Origin of the sequence: Polaribacter septentrionalilitoris (assembly GCF_009832745.1) — a bacterium.
GTDB lineage: Bacteria > Bacteroidota > Bacteroidia > Flavobacteriales > Flavobacteriaceae > Polaribacter > Polaribacter septentrionalilitoris.
Map to the genome: position 1 here is coordinate 140,003 of NZ_VRMJ01000046.1, position 19,468 is coordinate 159,470.

General features: G+C 32.7%; 13 protein-coding genes. 2 read left to right on the forward strand and 11 right to left on the reverse strand.

Annotation, left to right across the window (positions count from 1 at the left end):
* Positions 1–40: 40 nt before the first annotated feature.
* The 5 genes from FP421_RS14580 to FP421_RS14600 are packed head-to-tail and all read right to left on the reverse strand — an operon-like array spanning position 41 to position 11,140.
* Positions 41–1,180 carry a DUF5627 domain-containing protein gene (locus tag FP421_RS14580; RefSeq protein WP_159951872.1) on the reverse strand — a complete coding sequence of 380 codons (1,140 nt, stop codon included), beginning with the start codon at positions 1,178–1,180 and terminating at the stop codon, positions 41–43.
* A 39-nt stretch (positions 1,181–1,219) separates the two neighbouring features.
* Positions 1,220–2,959, reverse strand: a complete 1,740-nt coding sequence (locus tag FP421_RS14585; RefSeq protein WP_159951874.1) for a RagB/SusD family nutrient uptake outer membrane protein — start codon at positions 2,957–2,959, stop codon at positions 1,220–1,222.
* Positions 2,960–2,985: 26 nt separating this feature from the next.
* Positions 2,986–6,042: a SusC/RagA family TonB-linked outer membrane protein gene (locus FP421_RS14590; RefSeq protein WP_159951876.1), complete on the reverse strand. Its 3,057-nt coding sequence runs from the start codon at positions 6,040–6,042 to the stop codon at positions 2,986–2,988.
* Positions 6,043–6,089: 47 nt separating this feature from the next.
* Positions 6,090–7,979 carry a RagB/SusD family nutrient uptake outer membrane protein gene (locus FP421_RS14595; protein ID WP_159951878.1) on the reverse strand — a complete coding sequence of 630 codons (1,890 nt, stop codon included), beginning with the start codon at positions 7,977–7,979 and terminating at the stop codon, positions 6,090–6,092.
* 11 nt (positions 7,980–7,990) lie between these two features.
* Positions 7,991–11,140, reverse strand: coding sequence for a SusC/RagA family TonB-linked outer membrane protein (locus tag FP421_RS14600; RefSeq protein WP_159951880.1), 3,150 nt, complete (start codon positions 11,138–11,140; stop codon positions 7,991–7,993).
* Positions 11,141–11,389: 249 nt separating this feature from the next.
* On the opposite strand from FP421_RS14600, the gene uxaC reads away from it, so the two are divergent.
* A complete protein-coding gene (gene uxaC / locus FP421_RS14605) occupies positions 11,390–12,793 on the forward strand; it encodes a glucuronate isomerase (protein ID WP_159951882.1) in 1,404 nt (467 codons plus the stop codon).
* 5 nt (positions 12,794–12,798) lie between these two features.
* Positions 12,799–13,764, forward strand: a complete 966-nt coding sequence (locus FP421_RS14610) for a Gfo/Idh/MocA family protein (protein WP_159951884.1) — start codon at positions 12,799–12,801, stop codon at positions 13,762–13,764.
* An 18-nt stretch (positions 13,765–13,782) separates the two neighbouring features.
* Here FP421_RS14610 and FP421_RS14615 read toward each other — a convergent pair whose 3' ends face one another.
* Genes FP421_RS14615 through kduI form a run of 6 tightly spaced genes read right to left on the reverse strand, consistent with a single transcriptional unit; the run spans position 13,783 to position 19,415 of the window.
* A complete protein-coding gene (locus FP421_RS14615; RefSeq protein WP_159951886.1) occupies positions 13,783–15,081 on the reverse strand; it encodes a TRAP transporter large permease in 1,299 nt (432 codons plus the stop codon).
* A 2-nt stretch (positions 15,082–15,083) separates the two neighbouring features.
* Positions 15,084–15,554, reverse strand: coding sequence for a TRAP transporter small permease (locus FP421_RS14620; RefSeq protein WP_236548135.1), 471 nt, complete (start codon positions 15,552–15,554; stop codon positions 15,084–15,086).
* On the reverse strand, positions 15,554–16,540 hold the full coding sequence (locus tag FP421_RS14625) for a TRAP transporter substrate-binding protein (protein ID WP_159951888.1): 987 nt from the start codon (positions 16,538–16,540) through the stop codon (positions 15,554–15,556). Before FP421_RS14625 ends, FP421_RS14620 begins: the two co-directional genes overlap by 1 nt.
* A gap of 13 nt (positions 16,541–16,553) precedes the next feature.
* Complete coding sequence (locus FP421_RS14630; protein WP_159951890.1) at positions 16,554–17,717, reverse strand: DUF4861 family protein; 1,164 nt, start codon at positions 17,715–17,717, stop codon at positions 16,554–16,556.
* Positions 17,718–17,773: 56 nt separating this feature from the next.
* On the reverse strand, positions 17,774–18,568 hold the full coding sequence (locus FP421_RS14635; RefSeq protein WP_159951892.1) for a gluconate 5-dehydrogenase: 795 nt from the start codon (positions 18,566–18,568) through the stop codon (positions 17,774–17,776).
* A gap of 4 nt (positions 18,569–18,572) precedes the next feature.
* The gene (kduI, locus tag FP421_RS14640) at positions 18,573–19,415 is read right to left on the reverse strand and encodes a 5-dehydro-4-deoxy-D-glucuronate isomerase (RefSeq protein ID WP_159951894.1); all 843 of its coding nucleotides are present in this window, start codon (positions 19,413–19,415) and stop codon (positions 18,573–18,575) included.
* Between the last annotated feature and the right edge of the window lie 53 nt (positions 19,416–19,468).

Below are 19,468 nucleotides of genomic sequence, written 5' to 3' on the forward strand. Positions count from 1 at the left end.
TAGTTCTATTCTATTACTCTAAAATTTAAAAATAGGTTTATTAGTTAGATTTCTCTAAATCAATGGTAAACTCTTCAAATTTAACGTTTCTGTTTCTAATTACTAACGTATCATTAACAATGTGATTTAAATTTAAAGATGAACGTTTGGTTAGAGAACCAAAGAAAAACTCCTCAACAACTTGAACATCTGAATACTGATACTCTAAGTAAATAACATCTCTTTTCTCTCCACCCCATTCGTCTCCATTTTCTACAAATTTACCAGTACCTGTAATTTGAAAATCACTCGTTTGTTCACTAGTAACAGTAATATCATTATTACCATCAATTACTAAATTTAACTTAACAGGGTTTTCAGGACTAGGAAATTGTGCTCTTCTAACACGAGTGTCAAGAGAAACATTATTTCTACCACTAGTTGTTACAGGAACAACTTCATCTCTTGTTACATATTCTGCTCTGTAAACAGTTGTGGTATCTATTGGAATTGTTTCTGTAACACCTGTTGAAGCTGTAAATACTTCCGAAGCACCTACAATTCTATCAGCACCACGTCGTAAATAATTTCCATGAAATTTATTAATATACTTTATACCAAAAAGTGTATAGTCTTTTGGTAATGGATTCCAATGTTCATTATTAATCTTAATTGGATTTGTTACTATAGGAGAGCCTGATAGTATTGAATCTAATTTTTCTATTCTAGTAATTTTTAAAGGAATAACATAATGTACTTCTCCAAATTCGGCAAACGATTGTGGATCATCAAAAAATGCATCTTGTAATTGAACAGTAACACGACCGTCGGTTGCACCAGAACGTATAGTTATAGGACTTTGTTGCTCTATTGTGTAGTACGATGATGGTAGTATTTTAACATTAACAGTATCTACTCCAAGAGTTGCAGCATCAATTAATTCTGGAGCTAGTTCAAAATGAACTTTTCTATCTTCTTTATTCTCAATAACACCAGACATTCGAACACCTATTTGAAATTTACCAGCATTATCATTATCATTAAAGCCTAAATCGTATTTACCTTGAATTATTGTTCTTACAGGAGTTTGAAATGGAAAGTAAACATTTTCTGTTCCAAAGTCATCTGCTATAAACTCCTCATTTTCACACGCTAATAAACTAAAAGCTAAAGTGAATATTATTAATAGTTTGAATTTCATATTTAATATTTTTAATTCTTTTAAAGACATGTTATTATTCTACCAGCCGTTATTTTGTTCTAATGCTGGGAATCTTAAAACTTCATTATTAGGAATTGGTAAATAGATCGCAAAAGATGGATAATTTCTGTTTTCTACAGGAATTCCTAATATATAACTTGAACCATCAAAGAAAGCTCCTTCAGCAACTTCATTTAAAGATGAGCCCCATCTTCTTAAATCCCAAAAACGCTGTCCTTCAAAACTTAGCTCTATTCTTCTTTCATTTCTAATTAATACACGCATTGCTTCTTTTGAGGTAATAGAGGCTAAATAAGTATCTGGTTGACTAATACCTGCTCTCTCACGAATTGCTGCAATTACATCTCTAGCTGAAATACCATTTACTTGAAAATCTGGACCACTAATTTCATTAGCAGCTTCTGCATGTATAAGTGCTAATTCTGTATATCTAAGATAAACATTATAATGAACTTGATCTACTGTAGAACCATCATTATTTAACCTAACATCTGGACGTAATAACTTTTTAAGATAATAACCAGAAATAGTTGAAAATTGAGGAATAGAATCTAGACGATCTATTCCACCGCCAACACCTGTATTTATATTGCCACCACCAAAAGATGATCCGTTAACTACAACATATTTTTCTAATCTTGGGTCTCTATTTGCATAAGGATTATCTGGATTGTAATTACTAGCGGCTTCAGTTATAGGAAGTCCATTTGCCATAGGAAATGCGTCAACAAAATTTTGTGTTGGATTGACACGCCCTAGACCGTTAACTGAAGGTGGAAACATTTGTCTCTCAATACTAGCGTTTGGATTTTGTTCACTACCACGCCATATTATTTCGTCACTTGTGTAATTTGAACTTGAAGTATAAAATTCTCCACCAGTAGACACTAATCCAGAAACACCTCCACCACCAATAGTGTTTAATACTTCACTAGCAGTTGTTGCTGCTAAGTTGTAATAATTTTGACTATTTAAAAATGATGGACTAGCTGCAAATAAAGCCAAACGTGCTTTAAAAGACTTTGCTATTTTTCCAGACATACGAAGATTCAATTGCTCCCCGTTAACAACTCGATATTTATTAAAATCGTAGTTTACTCTATTAGTATAAAAATCTCTCACAACACTTTCATCATCTGAATATACTGTTGGCAATAATTCAATTGCATCATCAAAATCTTTAATAATAGCTTCTACTGTTGCTTCAAATGATAAACGAGGTATATTAAAGTCTCCATCTGCTTCAATAAATTCTGTTATGTATGGCACACCTAGTAACTCACCAGAAGCAGATTTACCTGCATGCGCTTCTAAGATATAAAAATGGTGTAAAGCTCTCAAAGCAAGGGCTTCTCCTCTTAAACGAATTTTAAACAATTCATTAATTTCTTCGTCATCATTCCATAAAGTTACATCAGAATCAAGAATCTCTAAGAATTTATTTACCCAAAGAATACTTTCGTAATTGTTCCATCGCTGTGTAGGGTTAAACTGTGCGTTTAACTCACCTAAAGCCATTCGTTTAAAACCATTATTTAACTGGTTACTTACAGCATTATCTGTTGCAGCCTCGATTGTAGGCGATTCGCTAATTAAGCGAGAATAACCGTTAAGTAAAACTCCTTCTGCTGCGCCAGGATTTTCTGTAACAAAATCAATATCTAGCCTATTTTCATCAATGGGCTCTAAGAAATCATTACAAGAAATTATACCTGTAACAAAAACTATGATTAATGTATATTTTATTAAATTTTTCATTTTATATATTTAAACTTTTATTATAATTAAAATGATACTCTTGCTCCAAAAGTATAAGTTCTAGTAAGAGGTGCACTACCAATATTTAGTTGACGAATATCTTTATTCTCACCAATTTCAAAAAGGTTTGTACCTTGTAAGTTAAAGCTAAGATCTTTTACACCGATGGCATCGCATAAATTTTTGGTAAACTCGTAAGTAAACTGAGCTCTATCTATCCTAAAGAAACTGTTATCGTATAACCAAAATGTCGATGTTCTAAAATTATTTTGATTATTTCCTGCAGACAGTCTTGGAAAAGTTGCTGTATTTGCAGTTTGCGGAGTCCAACGCCCTAAAACAACTTCAGAATATTTGTCATTTCCATTAGGACTATAATAGTTATTAAAGCCTGTTAATTTATTACCTAATGCTCCTGTTTGACCTGTTGCTAAAGCAAAAAGACTGAAATTTTTGTATTGTAATTTTAAATTAATACCATAGGTCCAAGGACTAGCTGATTGACCGATAGCAACTCTATCATCATTATCAATAATGTTATCGTTGTTTTGGTCTCTATATTTTATATCTCCTGGTTGTACATCACCAAAACCTGGTACAGGTAAATTGTTATTTAGAATTAAATTTCCTTGTGCATCAGCGGTAAAATCAGCATCTGAATAAAAACCTAAGTCTTCAAGACCAAAAGTAGTAGATAACTCTCTACCTTGTCTATTTTGATAATCAAACTCATTTGTTTCAGATCTCTTAGATGCCTCTGTTTGACTGTATAACACGTTTGCTCCTAAAGCTATTGAAAAATCTTTGAAGTTTTTATTATACGTTGCTCCAACTTCAAAACCAGTATATAAGTTGGCATTAAAATTATCTCTTGGTCTAAATGTTCCGTAATAAGACGGATACTGGTCAGTTAAAAAACCTAATTGTTTGTCTCTTTCGGTTCTAAAATAATTGGCTTCTATCCAAAGAGAATTCATTAAATAAGTTTCAAAACCTAAATTTAAATCAATACGTTCTTCGAAACCAAGGTTAGGATTAGCTCCCTGTGAAATATTTTGTCTTCTATTAGACTGTAAGCCGTCTGCCCAAGCAAAGTTTCCTCCCTCAGAATAATTTTCATCATATAAAAAATAACCAGGAACACCTATATCAGATTGAATAATACCTGCAGAAGCTTTTAACTTTAAATAATTAACAAAACTATTGTCTTTTAAGAAATCTTCTTCACTTAAAATGTAACCCAAACCAACTGTTGGAGAAAAGCCTCCTCTATTACCCTCTGGTAATTTTATAGAATGTACATAAGCTCCTGAAAAGTCTGCATAAAATTTCTTTTTGTAATCATAAGTCATTTGAAATCCAAAATGCGCATCTTTATCTGTTTGAATTCTTGCTGATCTATTATCTGAGTTAAAATAACCTAAAACAGTAGTATTGATTGAATGATTGTTTGCAAACGTTTTTTGGTAATTTACTAGACCATAAAACGCTAAACGAGATACAAAACCATTGGATTGAACGTTTTCTGAAAGATCTCTAAGGTCTTCACCAAAAGCGTCTAGTCCAGTTACTTTTCCATTTACAAAAGAGGTAGGAGTATAAACTCTAAACCTATTTTGGATAGAAGTCGTATAAGATTCAAAAAAGTCAAAACTTAAATATGTTTTTGCAGTTAAGCCTTCGGTTATTGCAGATAAATCAAAATTTATTGCATTATTAAATTGAGTTCCACGAACCACATTATTTCTAAAACCACCTCCTATAGATAATGCAATAGGTGCATCTACACCAAGTTGTTGCGCAGTACCTAATAAATTACCATTAAATACTGAAGCTCCTGCTAATAATTCTTGTAATTCTGGATTATTGCTTGCATCAATACTACTTAAAGGTATTAAAGGTGCATAATCAAAAGGTAAAAAACTAGTAGCTTGGTTAAAAATATTTGCTCTAGGCCCTTTATCGTTTCTTAATAGAAAAACACCATCAATGCTACTGGTAATCCAATCGTTTACTTTAAAATCTATATTACCTCTTATGTTAAAACGATTGTTTCCTGGGTTGATTTCATCATTGATATCTACCCAACCTTGATTGTAGAACCATCCAGCATTCACATAATATTGTGATTTTTCATTACCTCCAGAAAATTCCGCAACAACATTGGTATTAGATACAAAAGGTTGTACAAAATCGTACAAATCTACATCTGGAAATTCAATAGGATTTAAACCATTTCTTGTGTTAGCAATAGGGTTTCTAGCATCATTTCTAAAAAGACTGGTATCATCTGGAGAAACTCCATCATTAATTCTTGCTTCATCACGAAGCACCATAAAAGAAGCCGCATCAAGATAATTAGGCGTTGATATTGGTGTACTTATACCAGAACGCATATTCACATTCACCACTTTCTTATTTATTTTACCACGTTTAGTGTTGATAATAATAACACCATCTCTACCTTGGCTACCATATAATGCAACTGAATTGGCATCTTTAAGAACGGTAATTTGCTCTACTTCTTCCATGTTTAGTACATTTGGGTCACGACCAAAAACACCGTCAATTACAAAAAGTGCATTTCCAATCCCTCTAATGTTTGAAGAGCCTCTAACACCAGGAGTTAATCCTGCTATATAACTTCTAACAAATTGTGTATTGTCGTAAGTTAATCTGTCATTAGGGTTAACCGAAGATACAGCTCCAGTAATTTCTCTACTAAACTTAGAACTAACACCCATCTTTATCATATCGTCTTCAGACGCTAAAAACTGAGATTTTACAAGGGTAATTTTATCAGTTATATTTGCAATACTTATCAGTTGTGATTCATACCCCTTTTTTTGTATTACCAAGCTGGTCCCATCTTTCGGTGATATTTTGAACAAACCTAAAGTGTTGGTGGATGCTTGAGTTCCTTTTGAACCATAAATAGTAACGTCACTTATAGGGTTCCCTTGTTCGTCAACAACAGTTGCTGATATTTCTATGCCAGATGATTGGGCAATAACTCCTCCACTGTATAATAACACAGAGAAGAACACGAGTGCAAACAGCCTATTTTTTATATTTATCTTCATTTTATTTTTAATATTTTAATTAGTTAAACCAATTTTATTTAAACTACCTACCAACCTGGGTTTTGTGGAAATCCTTCATAAAATTGTGTTTGGTTGACTTGAAATGGCAGCCAATAATGTTTAGGATATTCGCAGACTCTTTCTGTAAGTAAAACTTCTTCAAAAAATGTCCAATCTTTATCATATCTTAGTTCTGTTTTCCTTTTATACTTAGGTAAGTGAGCTACTCCCCAACGACGAATATCAAGCCATCTATGCGATTCAAAAGACAATTCTACAGCTCTTTCTCGTCTTAGCTCATCCATAAATTTTTTACTATCTGCAACAATTGCAGGATTAATATTTGGTATACCAGCTCTAGTCCTAATTTTATTAATAACTTGTTCTGCAGTTAAATTGAAAGAATTTGGCGCAGAAGTTGCCCCTCTAGAAACATGAAGCGCTTCAGCATACATTAAGTACACATCGGTTAATCTCATAGACAATAACATTCCTCTATATTGACCTAAAATTCTATTACCTACGTTAGTATGATACTCTCCATTATCATTTTTTGGATAAAATTTCTTATAAAGATAACCCGTTTTAGAATTATTTTGTCTACGATGCTGACCAGGATTTCCTGCATTGTCAGTAAAATACATAGCAAGTGATCTATGCACTGCAGGAATACTTGCTCTTGTTCCAATAACATCTCTGTCTGAAAAAATCCATTCGTAATAACGAGGATCACGATTATCAAATGGTCTAAGCGGGTTATAAGTTGGTGGTCCGTAAACGCCACTTAAATCATCTTCTATTGACAACCCATTTGCCATACCAAAGTTATTGTTTATAAAACTATGTGTTACACTGGCACATTGTGTACCCCCTCCTGCAATATCTCTAGGAATACCATGAGACATAAAACTGTTAGATTGAAATGGGTTTGAAGCTCCATTAGCAGTAAATATAAATTCTCTAGCTTCTGGAACTAATCCTGGCATAGTATTTTGTGGTGTATTCCACAACACTTTAGTGTAATCTTCCATATTTTGTGCAAAACTATACGTAGAACCATCTAATTTTAAAACTTCAGCAAAATCATCAACAGCCATGGCCGCAAGTTCTTTATCGTAGGTGTATGGGTCAATTCCTGGTGCGTTATTAAAAAACATTAAAGGGCTTGCTGCTAATAATAAATTTTTTCCTTTATAAGCATAGGCAATACTTTTTGTTAATCTGTTCGCATTATTTCCAATAGTTAGCTGTCCATAAGGTTCATTATCCCAATTGTCAGGCAATAATTGTATAGCTTTTTTGTAGTCTTCATCTGCTAGAAGTGCTACCTCTTTATAGGTTGCTGGACGAGGTATCTCAATAACACCTTCTAAAACTTCGTTGATATAAGGAAAACGCCCCCAATACTTCATTATTTGGTTATGGAAATAAGCTCTAAAAAAGTAGGCCTGACCAAGAGCAACATTTTTTTCCTCTTGACTAAGACCAACCATTAAGTCTTCATTTTTTATAACTATGTTAGCCTTACGGATGCCAGATAAACTACCGAGCCATACTTTTGGTTGTGCTCTACCGTTATTATTACTGGTATCTCCAAAAGGTCGATTACTACCAAACCTTGTGCCTCTACCTAAAAAACTTAGTGTATTATTTATCCAATTATCAAGTTCTCCTCGATCTACTCTAGCAGAGAATTTAAAGCTTGCATTTTCAAAAATCTCATCTCCCAAAAGATGCTCACTAAAAGTATGATTCTGAGTACCAGGATTAACCATTAAAGCATACATTTCTTCTACAAAGCCCTGTGTTCCATCAAAACTTGAAAAAACTTCTTCTTCAGTTAATACAGCTTGCGGTGCAATGTCTAAATATTCCTCACAGGAAGACAAAAACAACAATCCAAAAACGAAAAATATTTTTATTTTAAAAAATTTCATAATTATTCTGTTTAAAAATTTAAATTGAAACCAAAATTATACGTGACAAGAGTAGGGTAATCTCCTCTAAAACGAGAATCTGCAGTTAAACTACTATTAAACTCTCTATCATCAGGTAAATCTGTCCATAAAAAAAGATTATTACCATTAGCAAATAACTTTAATGAACTAACCCCTAATTTTTTACACGCACTTTTAGGAACCTGATAACTAAGTGCAACACTTCTTAATCTAACTACAGATGCATCAAATAAACTTCTTCTAGGATCTGTGGTTCCTTGGCCTACTCCATATCCAGGTAAAGTTCTTGTTGCAGTAGGATTATCTTTAGTCCAATAATCTAACTCGTGAACGAAGAAAGTATCCGATTGATTAGAAAACGTTCTACTAGTGTAGGTTCTTGATGCATTTTGACTTCCATAAAGCTGAGCAGAAATACTCCAAGCTTTATATCTTGCACCTAAATTAGCAGTCCAAAATCTTTGTGGTTGATTACCATAGCCATATGGTACGTTATCAAAATTACCATTATATACTCCATCTCCATCATAATCATTTACATTATAATAGCCAGCACGTGTAAATTCCTGACCATTTACTCTTGGCGTAGAACTATAAATATCATCCCAATTAGTTAGTATAGCGTCTGGTATACCAGATCTAGGTTGCTGTATTGGAAACCCTGCTGCTTTTAAATAATCAGGTGCTAATGCCGGATCTTCCCTATCAATAACTTTATTTATTGCTTGGTTAAAATTAAACCTAGCATTTAAATTTAAACCATTGTCAAACGTATGGTTAACTCCTATAACAATTTCATAACCTCTTACTTCAGTTTTACCCCTATTAAATGGTGGAGGTGTAGCTCCAATCAAATCTGGAACAGCTCTTTGACTACCAGGAATTAATATATTACTTCGATTTTCTCTGAAATACGAAAACTCTCCAGTAATCTTATTATTCAATACACCCATTTCAACTGCAAAATCATACTTTTCTGAAGTTTCCCATTGTAAATTTGGATTCCCAATACTTAATTGTTGAAAAAACTGATATGGCGACCTTTGTCTTGATTGACCTTGACCGGATTGTATGTATGCTCCTGGAGATGTACCCCATAGTTGCTGGTATGCAAATCTAGCTCCTCCATTATCACTACCTATTTGACCATAAGAACCTCTAAATTTTAGCTTGTTTAACCATTTCACATCACTCATAAAATCCTCATTGGAAACAATCCAACCAGCTCCTACTGCAGGGAAAAGATCGAAACGGAAATCTGGCCCATACTTTTCTGAACCATTATAAGCACCACTTACATCAAGCAAATACCTATCGTCGAAAGAATACTGTACTCTACCAACCCAATCCTCTCTAAGTACAGGGAACTGACTACCAGTAGCTCTTTGCTGACGTCTAAAAAGAGCTAATACACTTACATCATGCTTCTCATCAAAAGTTCTGCTATAATTTAAAGAAAGATCGTAGGTTATGTTTCGACGTATCCTACTGTTAGGAATGTCAGCAGAACCATAAGTCCAAGGGGTAGGAACATACGCAAAATCGTTTGTTCCGTTTGGAGATTCTATAATTTCATTAAAAAATTCATCAAAAATACGATACCTTACATTTTCCTGACCATCTCCTCCTGGATCCCTTAGACTTTGATTACTTACTGACTGATTATCAAACGAAAAGGCACCTTTAAAAGACAAGCCTTTTGTTATAAAGTCTAAATTCTGCCTTAATATAAAATCTGTTGTTATATTAAATGTTCTAGTAGTTGTAAACCCCGTGTTTGTTAATTGTACAATAGGATTCGAATTTGCAAAAATATCTGTTTGATCTCTACCAAAATAACCATCAGGAAAAACTGGTGAGTAAATATTTGGAGCAAGTTCATAAATACTATTTGTAATTAGATTTAAGTTTCCAGGAGATTTTTGTATTCCTAGAAAACCACCAAGATTTACTGAAAATTGTGTTGTTTCTGTAATATTAAAATCGAGATTACTTCTAAAGTTAAATCTATCGTAAGCAAACTCACTTTCATATCCTTTACCATTATCATACCTAGCTCCGTCAAAAATATCAGATACTTTTTGATATGCCAAACTACCAAAATATTTAGAATTATCTCCACCACCTCTTACAGATAAATTTATACGATAATCTACTGCATAATCTTTTGTTATTGCATCTTCCCAATTTACATTAGGATATACTAGTGCGTCTTGCTCATTTCTAGGAAAACGATGCAAGTTTACAATTTCTTGTGGGCGATAATTATTCCACAAAGCCTCATCATAAGCTAACTCTCTTAAAACAGCCCTATTTGATTGCGTAATCGCATCGAAAGCATCTAATTTTCCTGGCAACCTAGAAACTGTTCTCATTGTTGTATTAGCGGTAAGTGATAATTGAGCTTTTCCTGTTTTACCCCTTTTGGTGGTAAGTAATACAACTCCATCTGCACCCTGTACACCATAAACAGCTGTCGCAGAAGCATCTTTTAAAACTGAAATATTTTCGATGTCGTTAAAATCGATATTATCAATATCCCTAGGAACACCATCTACTAGTATTAAGGGCTGTCCATTACCATTCCAAGAAGACTGACCACGAACAAATAACTGCATGTCATTTCTTCCTGGAACACCACTACCTTGTATAGCAACAACACCAGGTAAAGCACCTTGTAATGCTTCTTGAACATTGGTTACACCCAGGTTTGCTTCTTGTAGTTCCGCTCCTTTTATTTGAGAAATTGCACCAACAACACTCGCTTTCTTCTGTGTTCCATAACCTATGACAACAATTTCATCTAAGGTTTCTGATGATTCACTTAAAGACACATTAATTACCTTCCTGCCTTTTACTGGAATCTCTAACGTTTTAAAACCCAGATACGAAAACACTAATGTTTTTTCTCCTGTTTTTAACGTAATTTTGTAATTACCGTCGAAATCTGAACTTGTTCCGTTTCTAGTTCCTTTTTGTAAAATACTAACCCCTGGCAAAAGATTACCATCTTTGTCGGTAACAGTACCAGATAGTTTCTCTTGAGCTAATACATTAAAATTTGTAAAGCCCGAGAGCACAAGAACAATAATAAACGCTAATCTCAATGAAGGATTTCGTTTTTTAATAGTTTTTTTCATTTTTAAATTCGATTTAAAATAAATTAATTGGTCGATTAAGTGCATTTGTTAAAACACTGTTAAAAATCAATATACAATTTTACAAAACTTTAATACTTTGTGTATCCTGTACTATACTGAAATCTATATTATTTTACCTTATTTATATTAAATATTAATTTAACTCTTTCTCTGTATTGTAGTTAAAGAGATCTTATATTTGTATCCTATAATTTAATTTGTTTAATCAACGTGTAAAATAAACACAAAATGAATTCATTTCTCAAAGAAGATTTTTTACTTCAAAGCAATTTTGCAAAATCATTATATCATAATTTTGCAAAGTCATTACCAATTATTGATTATCATAATCACCTATCTCCACAACAGATAGCTGAAGATACTCAATTTGAAAACATCACCCAAGTTTGGTTGTATGGAGACCACTACAAATGGCGTGCAATGCGTGCATTTGGAATTGATGAAAAATACATTACTGGTAATGCTACTGATAAAGAAAAATTCTTAAAATGGGCAGAAGTAGTGCCTTATACCATTAAGAACCCTCTATTTCACTGGACTGCTTTAGAGCTAAAGGCTTATTTTGATATTGATGAAATTTTGACTCCTCAGAATGCTGAGGAAATTTACGAAAAGACGTCAAAAATCTTACAACAAAAATCGCACTCTGCAAACGGATTATTAAAATTGCAAAATGTAGAAAGTTTGTGTACTACAGATGATCCTGCAGATTCTTTAGAATATCATATTGCTATTCAAAAAGATGCTTCAAAAGTTCAGGCATTCCCTACTTTTAGACCTGATAATTCTTTTGCTGTTGAAAACACCAAAACTTATAATGAATATTTAACTAAACTTGAAAAAGTATCGAAGGTTAACATACATAATTATGATGATTTATTAAAGGCTTTAGAAAGTAGGATTAACTTCTTTAATAATAATGGAGGTAGATTATCTGATCATGGTTTTGAGCAGTTGTCGTTTTTTGAAAGTGACATTTATGATATACAAACCCTCTTTAACAAAGTAAAAGACAATCAAGCTTTAACTTTAGAAGAAGTTAATTTCTTTAAATTTAAAACAGTAATTGAACTTTGTAAAATGTACCACAAAATTGGCTGGACACAGCAGTTTCACTTAGGTGCAATTAGAAATAATAACAAAAGATTACTAGATGAACTGGGTCCAGATACTGGTTTTGATTCTATAGGTGATTTTTCTCAAGCTCGTGCATTAAGTGGTGTTTTAAATAAATTAGATAGCACAAATCAATTGGCAAAAACAATCGTATATAATTTAAATCCAGCAGATAGTGAAGTTTTTGCAACTATGGTTGGAAATTTTAATGATGGTACTATTAAAGGGAAAATGCAATATGGTGCTGCTTGGTGGTTTTTAGACCAAAAAGATGGCATGGAAAAACAAATAAATGCCTTATCTAATTTAGGTTTGTTGTCTTGTTTTGTAGGAATGTTAACAGATTCTAGAAGTTTTTTATCTTTTCCAAGACACGAATATTTTAGAAGAATTTTATGTAATGTAATTGGTACTGATGTTGAAAATGGAGAATTACCTGCTGATGAAACTTTTTTAGGTAAAATTGTTAGCAATATTTGTTATCATAATGCAAAAAACTATTTCAACTTTAAATAATACATATGAATACGATTAAATGGGGAATTATAGGTTGTGGTGATGTTGCAGAAGTAAAAAGTGGACCTGCTTTTCAAAAAGTAGCGAATTCTGAATTGGTAGCTGTGATGAGAAGAAATGGCGAAAAAGCTCAAGATTTTGCTAAAAGACACAATGTGCCTTTTTTTTATGATACTGTTGATGCTATTATCAATCATCCAGAAATAAATGCGCTGTATATTGCAACTCCACCCTCTACACATTTAGAAATAGCAAAACAATGTTTAGCAGCTGACAAATTTGTGTATTTAGAAAAACCTATGACAATAGATGCTGATGAAGCATTAGAACTGGAAGCCTTGGTAAATAAAAATGATAAAATTGTTGTTGCGCATTACAGAAGAAACTTACCTGCTTTTCAAAAAGTAAAAGAATTGTTAGATGCTGATACTATTGGTAAAGTACATTTTGCTGATATTACAATTTTACAATCAACCACTAACAATGTAATTGCTAAAACAGATGACAATTGGAGATTACAACCAGAAACATCTGGTGGTGGTTATTTTCATGATATTGCACCTCATCAAATAGATTTGATGTATCATTATTTTGGTAAAATCGAAAAAGCTGAAGGTTATGCAACCTCAACCCAAAACAAGAAAGTTGCAGATATTGTAAATGGAATTATTGAATTCGAAAACGGAGTACAATTTAGAGGAATTTGGAATTTTATTGCCTCAGAAAAAGAGGTAAAAGATGAATGTAAAATCTACGGTGAAAAAGGCACAATTACTTTTTCTTTTTACGGTGAAAAAGTGTTTTTAAATACTACCGATAAAAAAGAAGTGTTTTCTTTTGAAAACCCTGCACATGTACAACAACCTTTAATTGAACAAACTGTAAACTACTTTTTAGAAAAAGCAACAAACCCATGTTCAATTAAAGATGGTGTTGAAGTTATGAAGATATTAGACGTATTTACAACTTAATTATTTGAGCTAAACTTCTTAAATCAAATCAAAAACTCTTGGTAACCAAAGTGTTAAATCTGGAAAATACGTAATTAACAAAAGCACACCTATCATCACTAAAAAGAGTGGTAATAGTGGCCTAATTACTTGCTGTATTTTTAGATTTGCTACACTACAACCTACAAAGAGCACAGAACCAACTGGTGGTGTACATAAGCCAATACATAAGTTCATAATCATGATAATTCCAAAGTGAATTGGATCCATACCCAATTCTGTAACAATTGGTAAAAAGATAGGTGTAAAGATTAAAACTGCAGGAGTCATATCCATAAAAACACCCACAAACAATAGAATTAAGTTGATGATGATTAAAATTACAATGGGATTATCGCTAATAGCTAATAAAGTATTGCTAATTTCTTGTGGAATATTTTCGTAACTCATTACCCAAGACATTGCAATAGATGTTGAAACTAACAACAAAACAATTGCTGAGGTTTTAATGGTTTCTAACAATATTGGAGAAATATCTTTAAAGGTAATTTCTTTATATACAAAACCTAAAACTAACGTGTAAATTACTGCAATTGCTGAAGCTTCTGTGGCTGTAAAAATTCCAGCTACAATCCCTCCAATTACTACAACTAATAACATTAAACTTGGAAAAGCATCAACAAATCTTTTAAAAAACTCTTTAAAACCTACTAACTTGTCTGTTGGATATTTTTTAATGATTGAGTAGATTAAAGCTACAATCATTAAAGCTAAACCAATTAATAAACCTGGAACATAACCTGCAATAAATAAGGCTGCAATAGAAACTCCACCACTTGCTAAAGAATATACAATTAACACGTTACTAGGTGGAATAATTAAACCTGTTGTTGCACTGGTAATATTTACAGCTGCGCTAAACGATTTGTCATACCCATCTTTTTCCATCATCGGATTCATAAACCCACCAATGGCTGATGCTGCTGCTACTGCAGAACCAGAAATAGCTCCAAATAACATACAAGAAATAATGTTTACAAAAGCCAAACCACCAGGAAGTGGTCCAACTATGGCTTTGGCAAAATTGATGAGCCGAACTGCAATTCCTCCTCTGTTCATAATTTGACCTGCTAAGATAAAAAACGGGATTGCAGAGAGTGTAAAACTATCTAAAGAAGTTGCCATTCTTTGCGCCAATGTAGTTACCGATGGTAAAAATGGCATAGCACTTAATAATGTAAATAACGCAGCTAAACCAATTGCAAACGCTATAGGTACTCTTAATGATAAGAAAACCAAAAAGCTAATAACTAAAATAAGGACTTCTACTAAATTCATAATTATGCTTTATTTAATTTTCTTAAATTGATTAATGTATCGATACTATAGTAGCAAATTAAAACTCCAGAAATTGGAACTACCATATAAATAAATCCTAAAGGGATTTCTAAGGTTGCTGATGTTTGGCCAAACTGAAAACTTAATTGCACCAGTCTAAATCCACCAATAATCATTACTGTTAATGCAAAAACGGCTATCGATATAAATACAATTCCGTTAAACAAACCTTGTCTTTTTTTAACAACATCCTCAGGAATTAAATCAATTGCCAAATGCAAATTTTTACCTGCTGCATAGGCTGCTCCTAACAAACCCACCCAAATTAATGAGAAACTAGAAATTTCATCAGTAATGGTACTTGGTGCTCTTAATACAAATCTCGAAAAGACTTGCCAAACGACACTAACTAACATCAGCACTAATATAAAAAGCACTAATTTTTCTAAAACGCTATCTATTTTTGCTCTCATTATTGTTTATTTTTTATAGAAGTAATAAGTGTTTTCATTTCTTCATTTCCATCAAACATTTCTAAAATTCCTTTAGTTTGTTCTTCAAAAGGTTTTTTATCAGGATAAACAACTTGTACACCTGCTTTTTTTACTGCTTCTAAAGATGCTTTTTCTGAATCTGCCCATAATTTTCTTTGTGCAATAGTACTTACTTTAACCGCTTTTCTTACCCAATCTTTCTGTTGATTATTTAAACGGCTCCAAGTATCTGTACCTATTAATAAAACATCTGGTACAGCTGTATGCTCATCTAAAGAATAAAACTTACAAACCTCATAGTGTTTTGAGGTATAAAAGCTTGGTGGATTATTTTCTGCGCCATCCACAACTCCTTGTTGTAAAGCTGTATATAATTCTCCCCAAGAAATGGGTGTTGGAGAACCTCCCAAATCATTCACCATAGCCACAGCCATATTACTTTTTTGTACTCTAATTTTTTTTCCTTTTAAATCTGCTGGCGATTTTATAGGTGCTTCTTTCATATAAAAACTTCTACTTCCTGCATCATAAAATGTCAACCCACGAAGTCTAAATTTTTCTCCCTTTAACAATAAACTTTCACCAATTTCACTATCAAAAACGCTAAATGTATGTGCTTTATCTCTAAACATATAAGGCACACTAAATACTTTATATTCTGGTATAAAGTTTTCTAAAACTGCTGCAGAAACTTTAGTAATATCTAAACTACCAATTTGCAATAATTCTAAACATTCTCTTTCTCCACCTAATTGACCACTTGGATAAATGTTTACTTTGAGTTTTCCTTGTGACTGTTTTTCTAACTCTTCACCAAAAATAACCATTGCCTTATGCACTGGGTGTTGCGTGTCTAAAGAATGTCCTAAGCGTAAAGTTGATACTGAAATGTTTGATTGACAACCAGAAAAGAATAACAAAATAGTTAAAACAAATATGGATTGAAAAAAGTGTTGCTTCTTCATTGTTTAAGGTTGATTAGTTTTTGGTTACTATTAATGGAGAATTTATTTTTTTTGAGAATTCTGACAAATAATTTTCCCATTCTTGTTGAGTTGCAAACTGTTTGCTTTTTTTCCATCCAAAGCCACTATAAAAAATTACTTTTCCATCAACTACATTTAAATGTAAAAAGTGATTGCTTTCGTCTTTTCTAGATGTAACATATTTTTCTGAACCTGAAAAATAGGGTTTTGTAGTTACAATTCCTGTTCCTACTTCAGAATCGTCTAAGGTTTCCCAATGACTTACCCAAAAGTTAGCATCATTTTGATTGGTAACCCCTTTTTTCTTGTGTAATGTAATTCCTGATGAAATGGTTTCTGTTCCTTTAACATCAATTTCAAAACGAGATAAGTTTTGACCATAATCTAAAGAGATGTGTTTGGTTTCATCGATTTGTTTACCATTAGCATCCCAAGTTGCATAAGTTAACACAAAACTGGTTCTTAACGGACCTGTGGTAATGGTTTTGTAAGAAGTGAAATTTTTAGAAAAATAGTACGATGTATCTACTTTAACAGCAGTACCTCCAATACCTCTACTAACACCTACGTGAAAATTATCTAAACCCTCTCCATAATCTTTATGATATGCTCCTTTTTTAACATCGTTTCTTTTGTACCAAGTGTTGATAATTGGATATTCAACACGTTTTAACCAAGCATCTATTCCGCTAGACAAGGTTCCTCCTTTCACACCATCTTCTACCATTTTTTGGGCTACTGGACCAAAAGTTCTAAAAGCAACTCTATTGTTTTCCCAAGTATAATCATCTGTTCTTTCTGGTACAAAACGTGAATAGCAGTAATTAATTACTGAGTCTTGCTTTTTATCAGAAATTGATAATGTATATGTTTTTGTAGCGTTTGCTTTAATTGATGGTTGAAATAAAATCACATCATTTTTACCATCTAAATCTGCATCTACAATTTGAGAAGTAACAACTTTATTATCAGTATCTAAAACTACTACATCAGCTTGTTTTTCTGCTGCTATTTCAGAAATATCTACTTCAACAGTTTCAAACTCTCTATCAATATTTAAAGTATTTTTTACTGTTACTGTTAAAACGATTTCAGCTTTTTTATCACAATTGATTAAAAGAGAAACAGATAGTAAAAAGAAGATTATTTTTTTCATTTTTTAATTATTTAAACAAATCTTTCAGGTTTTTAAAAACCTGAAAGATTTTGTATTTATTCTTCATTAGAAGGTTTCCCAATAGTCGCTAAGATTCCTCCATCAACATATAAAATATGTCCATTTACAAAATCACTTGCTTTAGAGGATAAAAATACTGCTGCTCCTGCTAAATCATTTGGGTCTCCCCATTTTTTTGCAGGTGTTCTGTTCACGATAAAATCATTAAAAGGATGTCCATCAACTCTAATTGGAGCCGTTTGCGAAGTTGCAAAATACCCAGGTCCAATTCCGTTGACTTGTACTCCAAAACGAGCCCATTCTGTAGCCATATTTTTAGTTAGCATTACCAAACCACCTTTAGCGGCTGCGTAAGCTCCAACTGTATTTCTACCTAATTCGCTCATCATAGAACAAATGTTGATGATTTTCCCTGCTTTACGCTCCATCATTCCTTTGATAACGTGTTTAGAGACGATAAAAGGACTTACCAAATCGATATCAATAACTTGTTTAAAATCTTCAACTTCCATTTCTGCCAATGGCGTTCTTTTGATGATTCCTGCGTTGTTGACTAAAATATCGATACTACCTACTTCAGTTTCAATTTTGTTGATGCTTTCCATCACTTGAGCTTCATCAGCAACATTAAATTTATAACCCACAGCATTAATTCCTGCTGCTTTGTACAATTCAACTGCTTTGTCAATTTTTTCTTGTGATGAATTTCCATTCACTACAATAGTAGCACCTGCTTTTCCTAATCCCATAGCCATAGACATTCCTAAACCATGTGTAGAACCAGTTACCAAGGCTACTTTACCTGTAATATCAAATAATGTTTGTGACATAATTTTATCTTAATTCGGTGATTTTTGCAACATCCATATCATTGTAGTCTAGGTTTTCACCAGCCATACCCCAAATAAATGTGTAGTTTGACGTACCAGAACCTGAGTGAATAGACCAAGGTGGAGAAATAACAGCTTCATGATTTTGCATCCAAATATGACGTGTTTCTTGAGGTTCTCCCATAAAATGACAAACTGCTTGCTCATCCATAATATCCATATAATAATAGATCTCCATTCTTCTATCGTGGACGTGAGCTGGCATGGTATTCCAAACAGAACCTGTTTTTAATTCTGTCATTCCCATTTGTAATTGGCAAGTTGTTACAATTCCACCAATAATCATTTGGTTTACAGTTCTATGATTTGCAGTTTCTAAACTACCTAATTCTATTTTGTTTGCTTCTGCTTTAGTAACTTGTTTTGTTGGATAAGCAGTATGTGCAGGTGCAGAATTCATATAGAATTTTGCAGGATTGTTAGCATCCTCACTTTTAAAAACAACCTCTTTTACACCTTTACCAAGATACAATGCATCTTTATGTAACATTTTAAATTCTTCACCATCAGCAATAATAGTTCCTGTTCCTCCTGCATTGATAACACCAACTTCTCTTCTTTCTAAAAAGTATTCAGCTTTTAAAGGATCTATGGTTTCTAAAGTTAATGCTTCTGAAGTTGGTACTACTCCACCAGCCATATATCTATCATAATGCGTATAAACCCATTTGATGCTTCCTGGTTGCATTAAATCTGGAATTAAAAATTCATCTCTTAATTCTTGTGTGTCGTATTTTTTTACTGCTTGCGGACTTGAAGCATATCTTGTTTCGAAAGTTGTTGCCATAGTTTTTGTTTTTTATTTTTGATTTAGACCTCACAGGTTTTAAAAACCTGTGA

Coding starts and splice junctions, on each gene's coding strand:
- FP421_RS14580 (WP_159951872.1), bottom strand. CDS start 1,180: ATGAAATTCAAACTATTAATAATATTCACTTTAGCTTTTAGTTTATTA.
- FP421_RS14585 (WP_159951874.1), bottom strand. CDS start 2,959: ATGAAAAATTTAATAAAATATACATTAATCATAGTTTTTGTTACAGGT.
- FP421_RS14590 (WP_159951876.1), bottom strand. CDS start 6,042: ATGAAGATAAATATAAAAAATAGGCTGTTTGCACTCGTGTTCTTCTCT.
- FP421_RS14595 (WP_159951878.1), bottom strand. CDS start 7,979: ATGAAATTTTTTAAAATAAAAATATTTTTCGTTTTTGGATTGTTGTTT.
- FP421_RS14600 (WP_159951880.1), bottom strand. CDS start 11,140: ATGAAAAAAACTATTAAAAAACGAAATCCTTCATTGAGATTAGCGTTT.
- uxaC (WP_159951882.1), top strand. CDS start 11,390: ATGAATTCATTTCTCAAAGAAGATTTTTTACTTCAAAGCAATTTTGCA.
- FP421_RS14610 (WP_159951884.1), top strand. CDS start 12,799: ATGAATACGATTAAATGGGGAATTATAGGTTGTGGTGATGTTGCAGAA.
- FP421_RS14615 (WP_159951886.1), bottom strand. CDS start 15,081: ATGAATTTAGTAGAAGTCCTTATTTTAGTTATTAGCTTTTTGGTTTTC.
- FP421_RS14620 (WP_236548135.1), bottom strand. CDS start 15,554: ATGAGAGCAAAAATAGATAGCGTTTTAGAAAAATTAGTGCTTTTTATA.
- FP421_RS14625 (WP_159951888.1), bottom strand. CDS start 16,540: ATGAAGAAGCAACACTTTTTTCAATCCATATTTGTTTTAACTATTTTG.
- FP421_RS14630 (WP_159951890.1), bottom strand. CDS start 17,717: ATGAAAAAAATAATCTTCTTTTTACTATCTGTTTCTCTTTTAATCAAT.
- FP421_RS14635 (WP_159951892.1), bottom strand. CDS start 18,568: ATGTCACAAACATTATTTGATATTACAGGTAAAGTAGCCTTGGTAACT.
- kduI (WP_159951894.1), bottom strand. CDS start 19,415: ATGGCAACAACTTTCGAAACAAGATATGCTTCAAGTCCGCAAGCAGTA.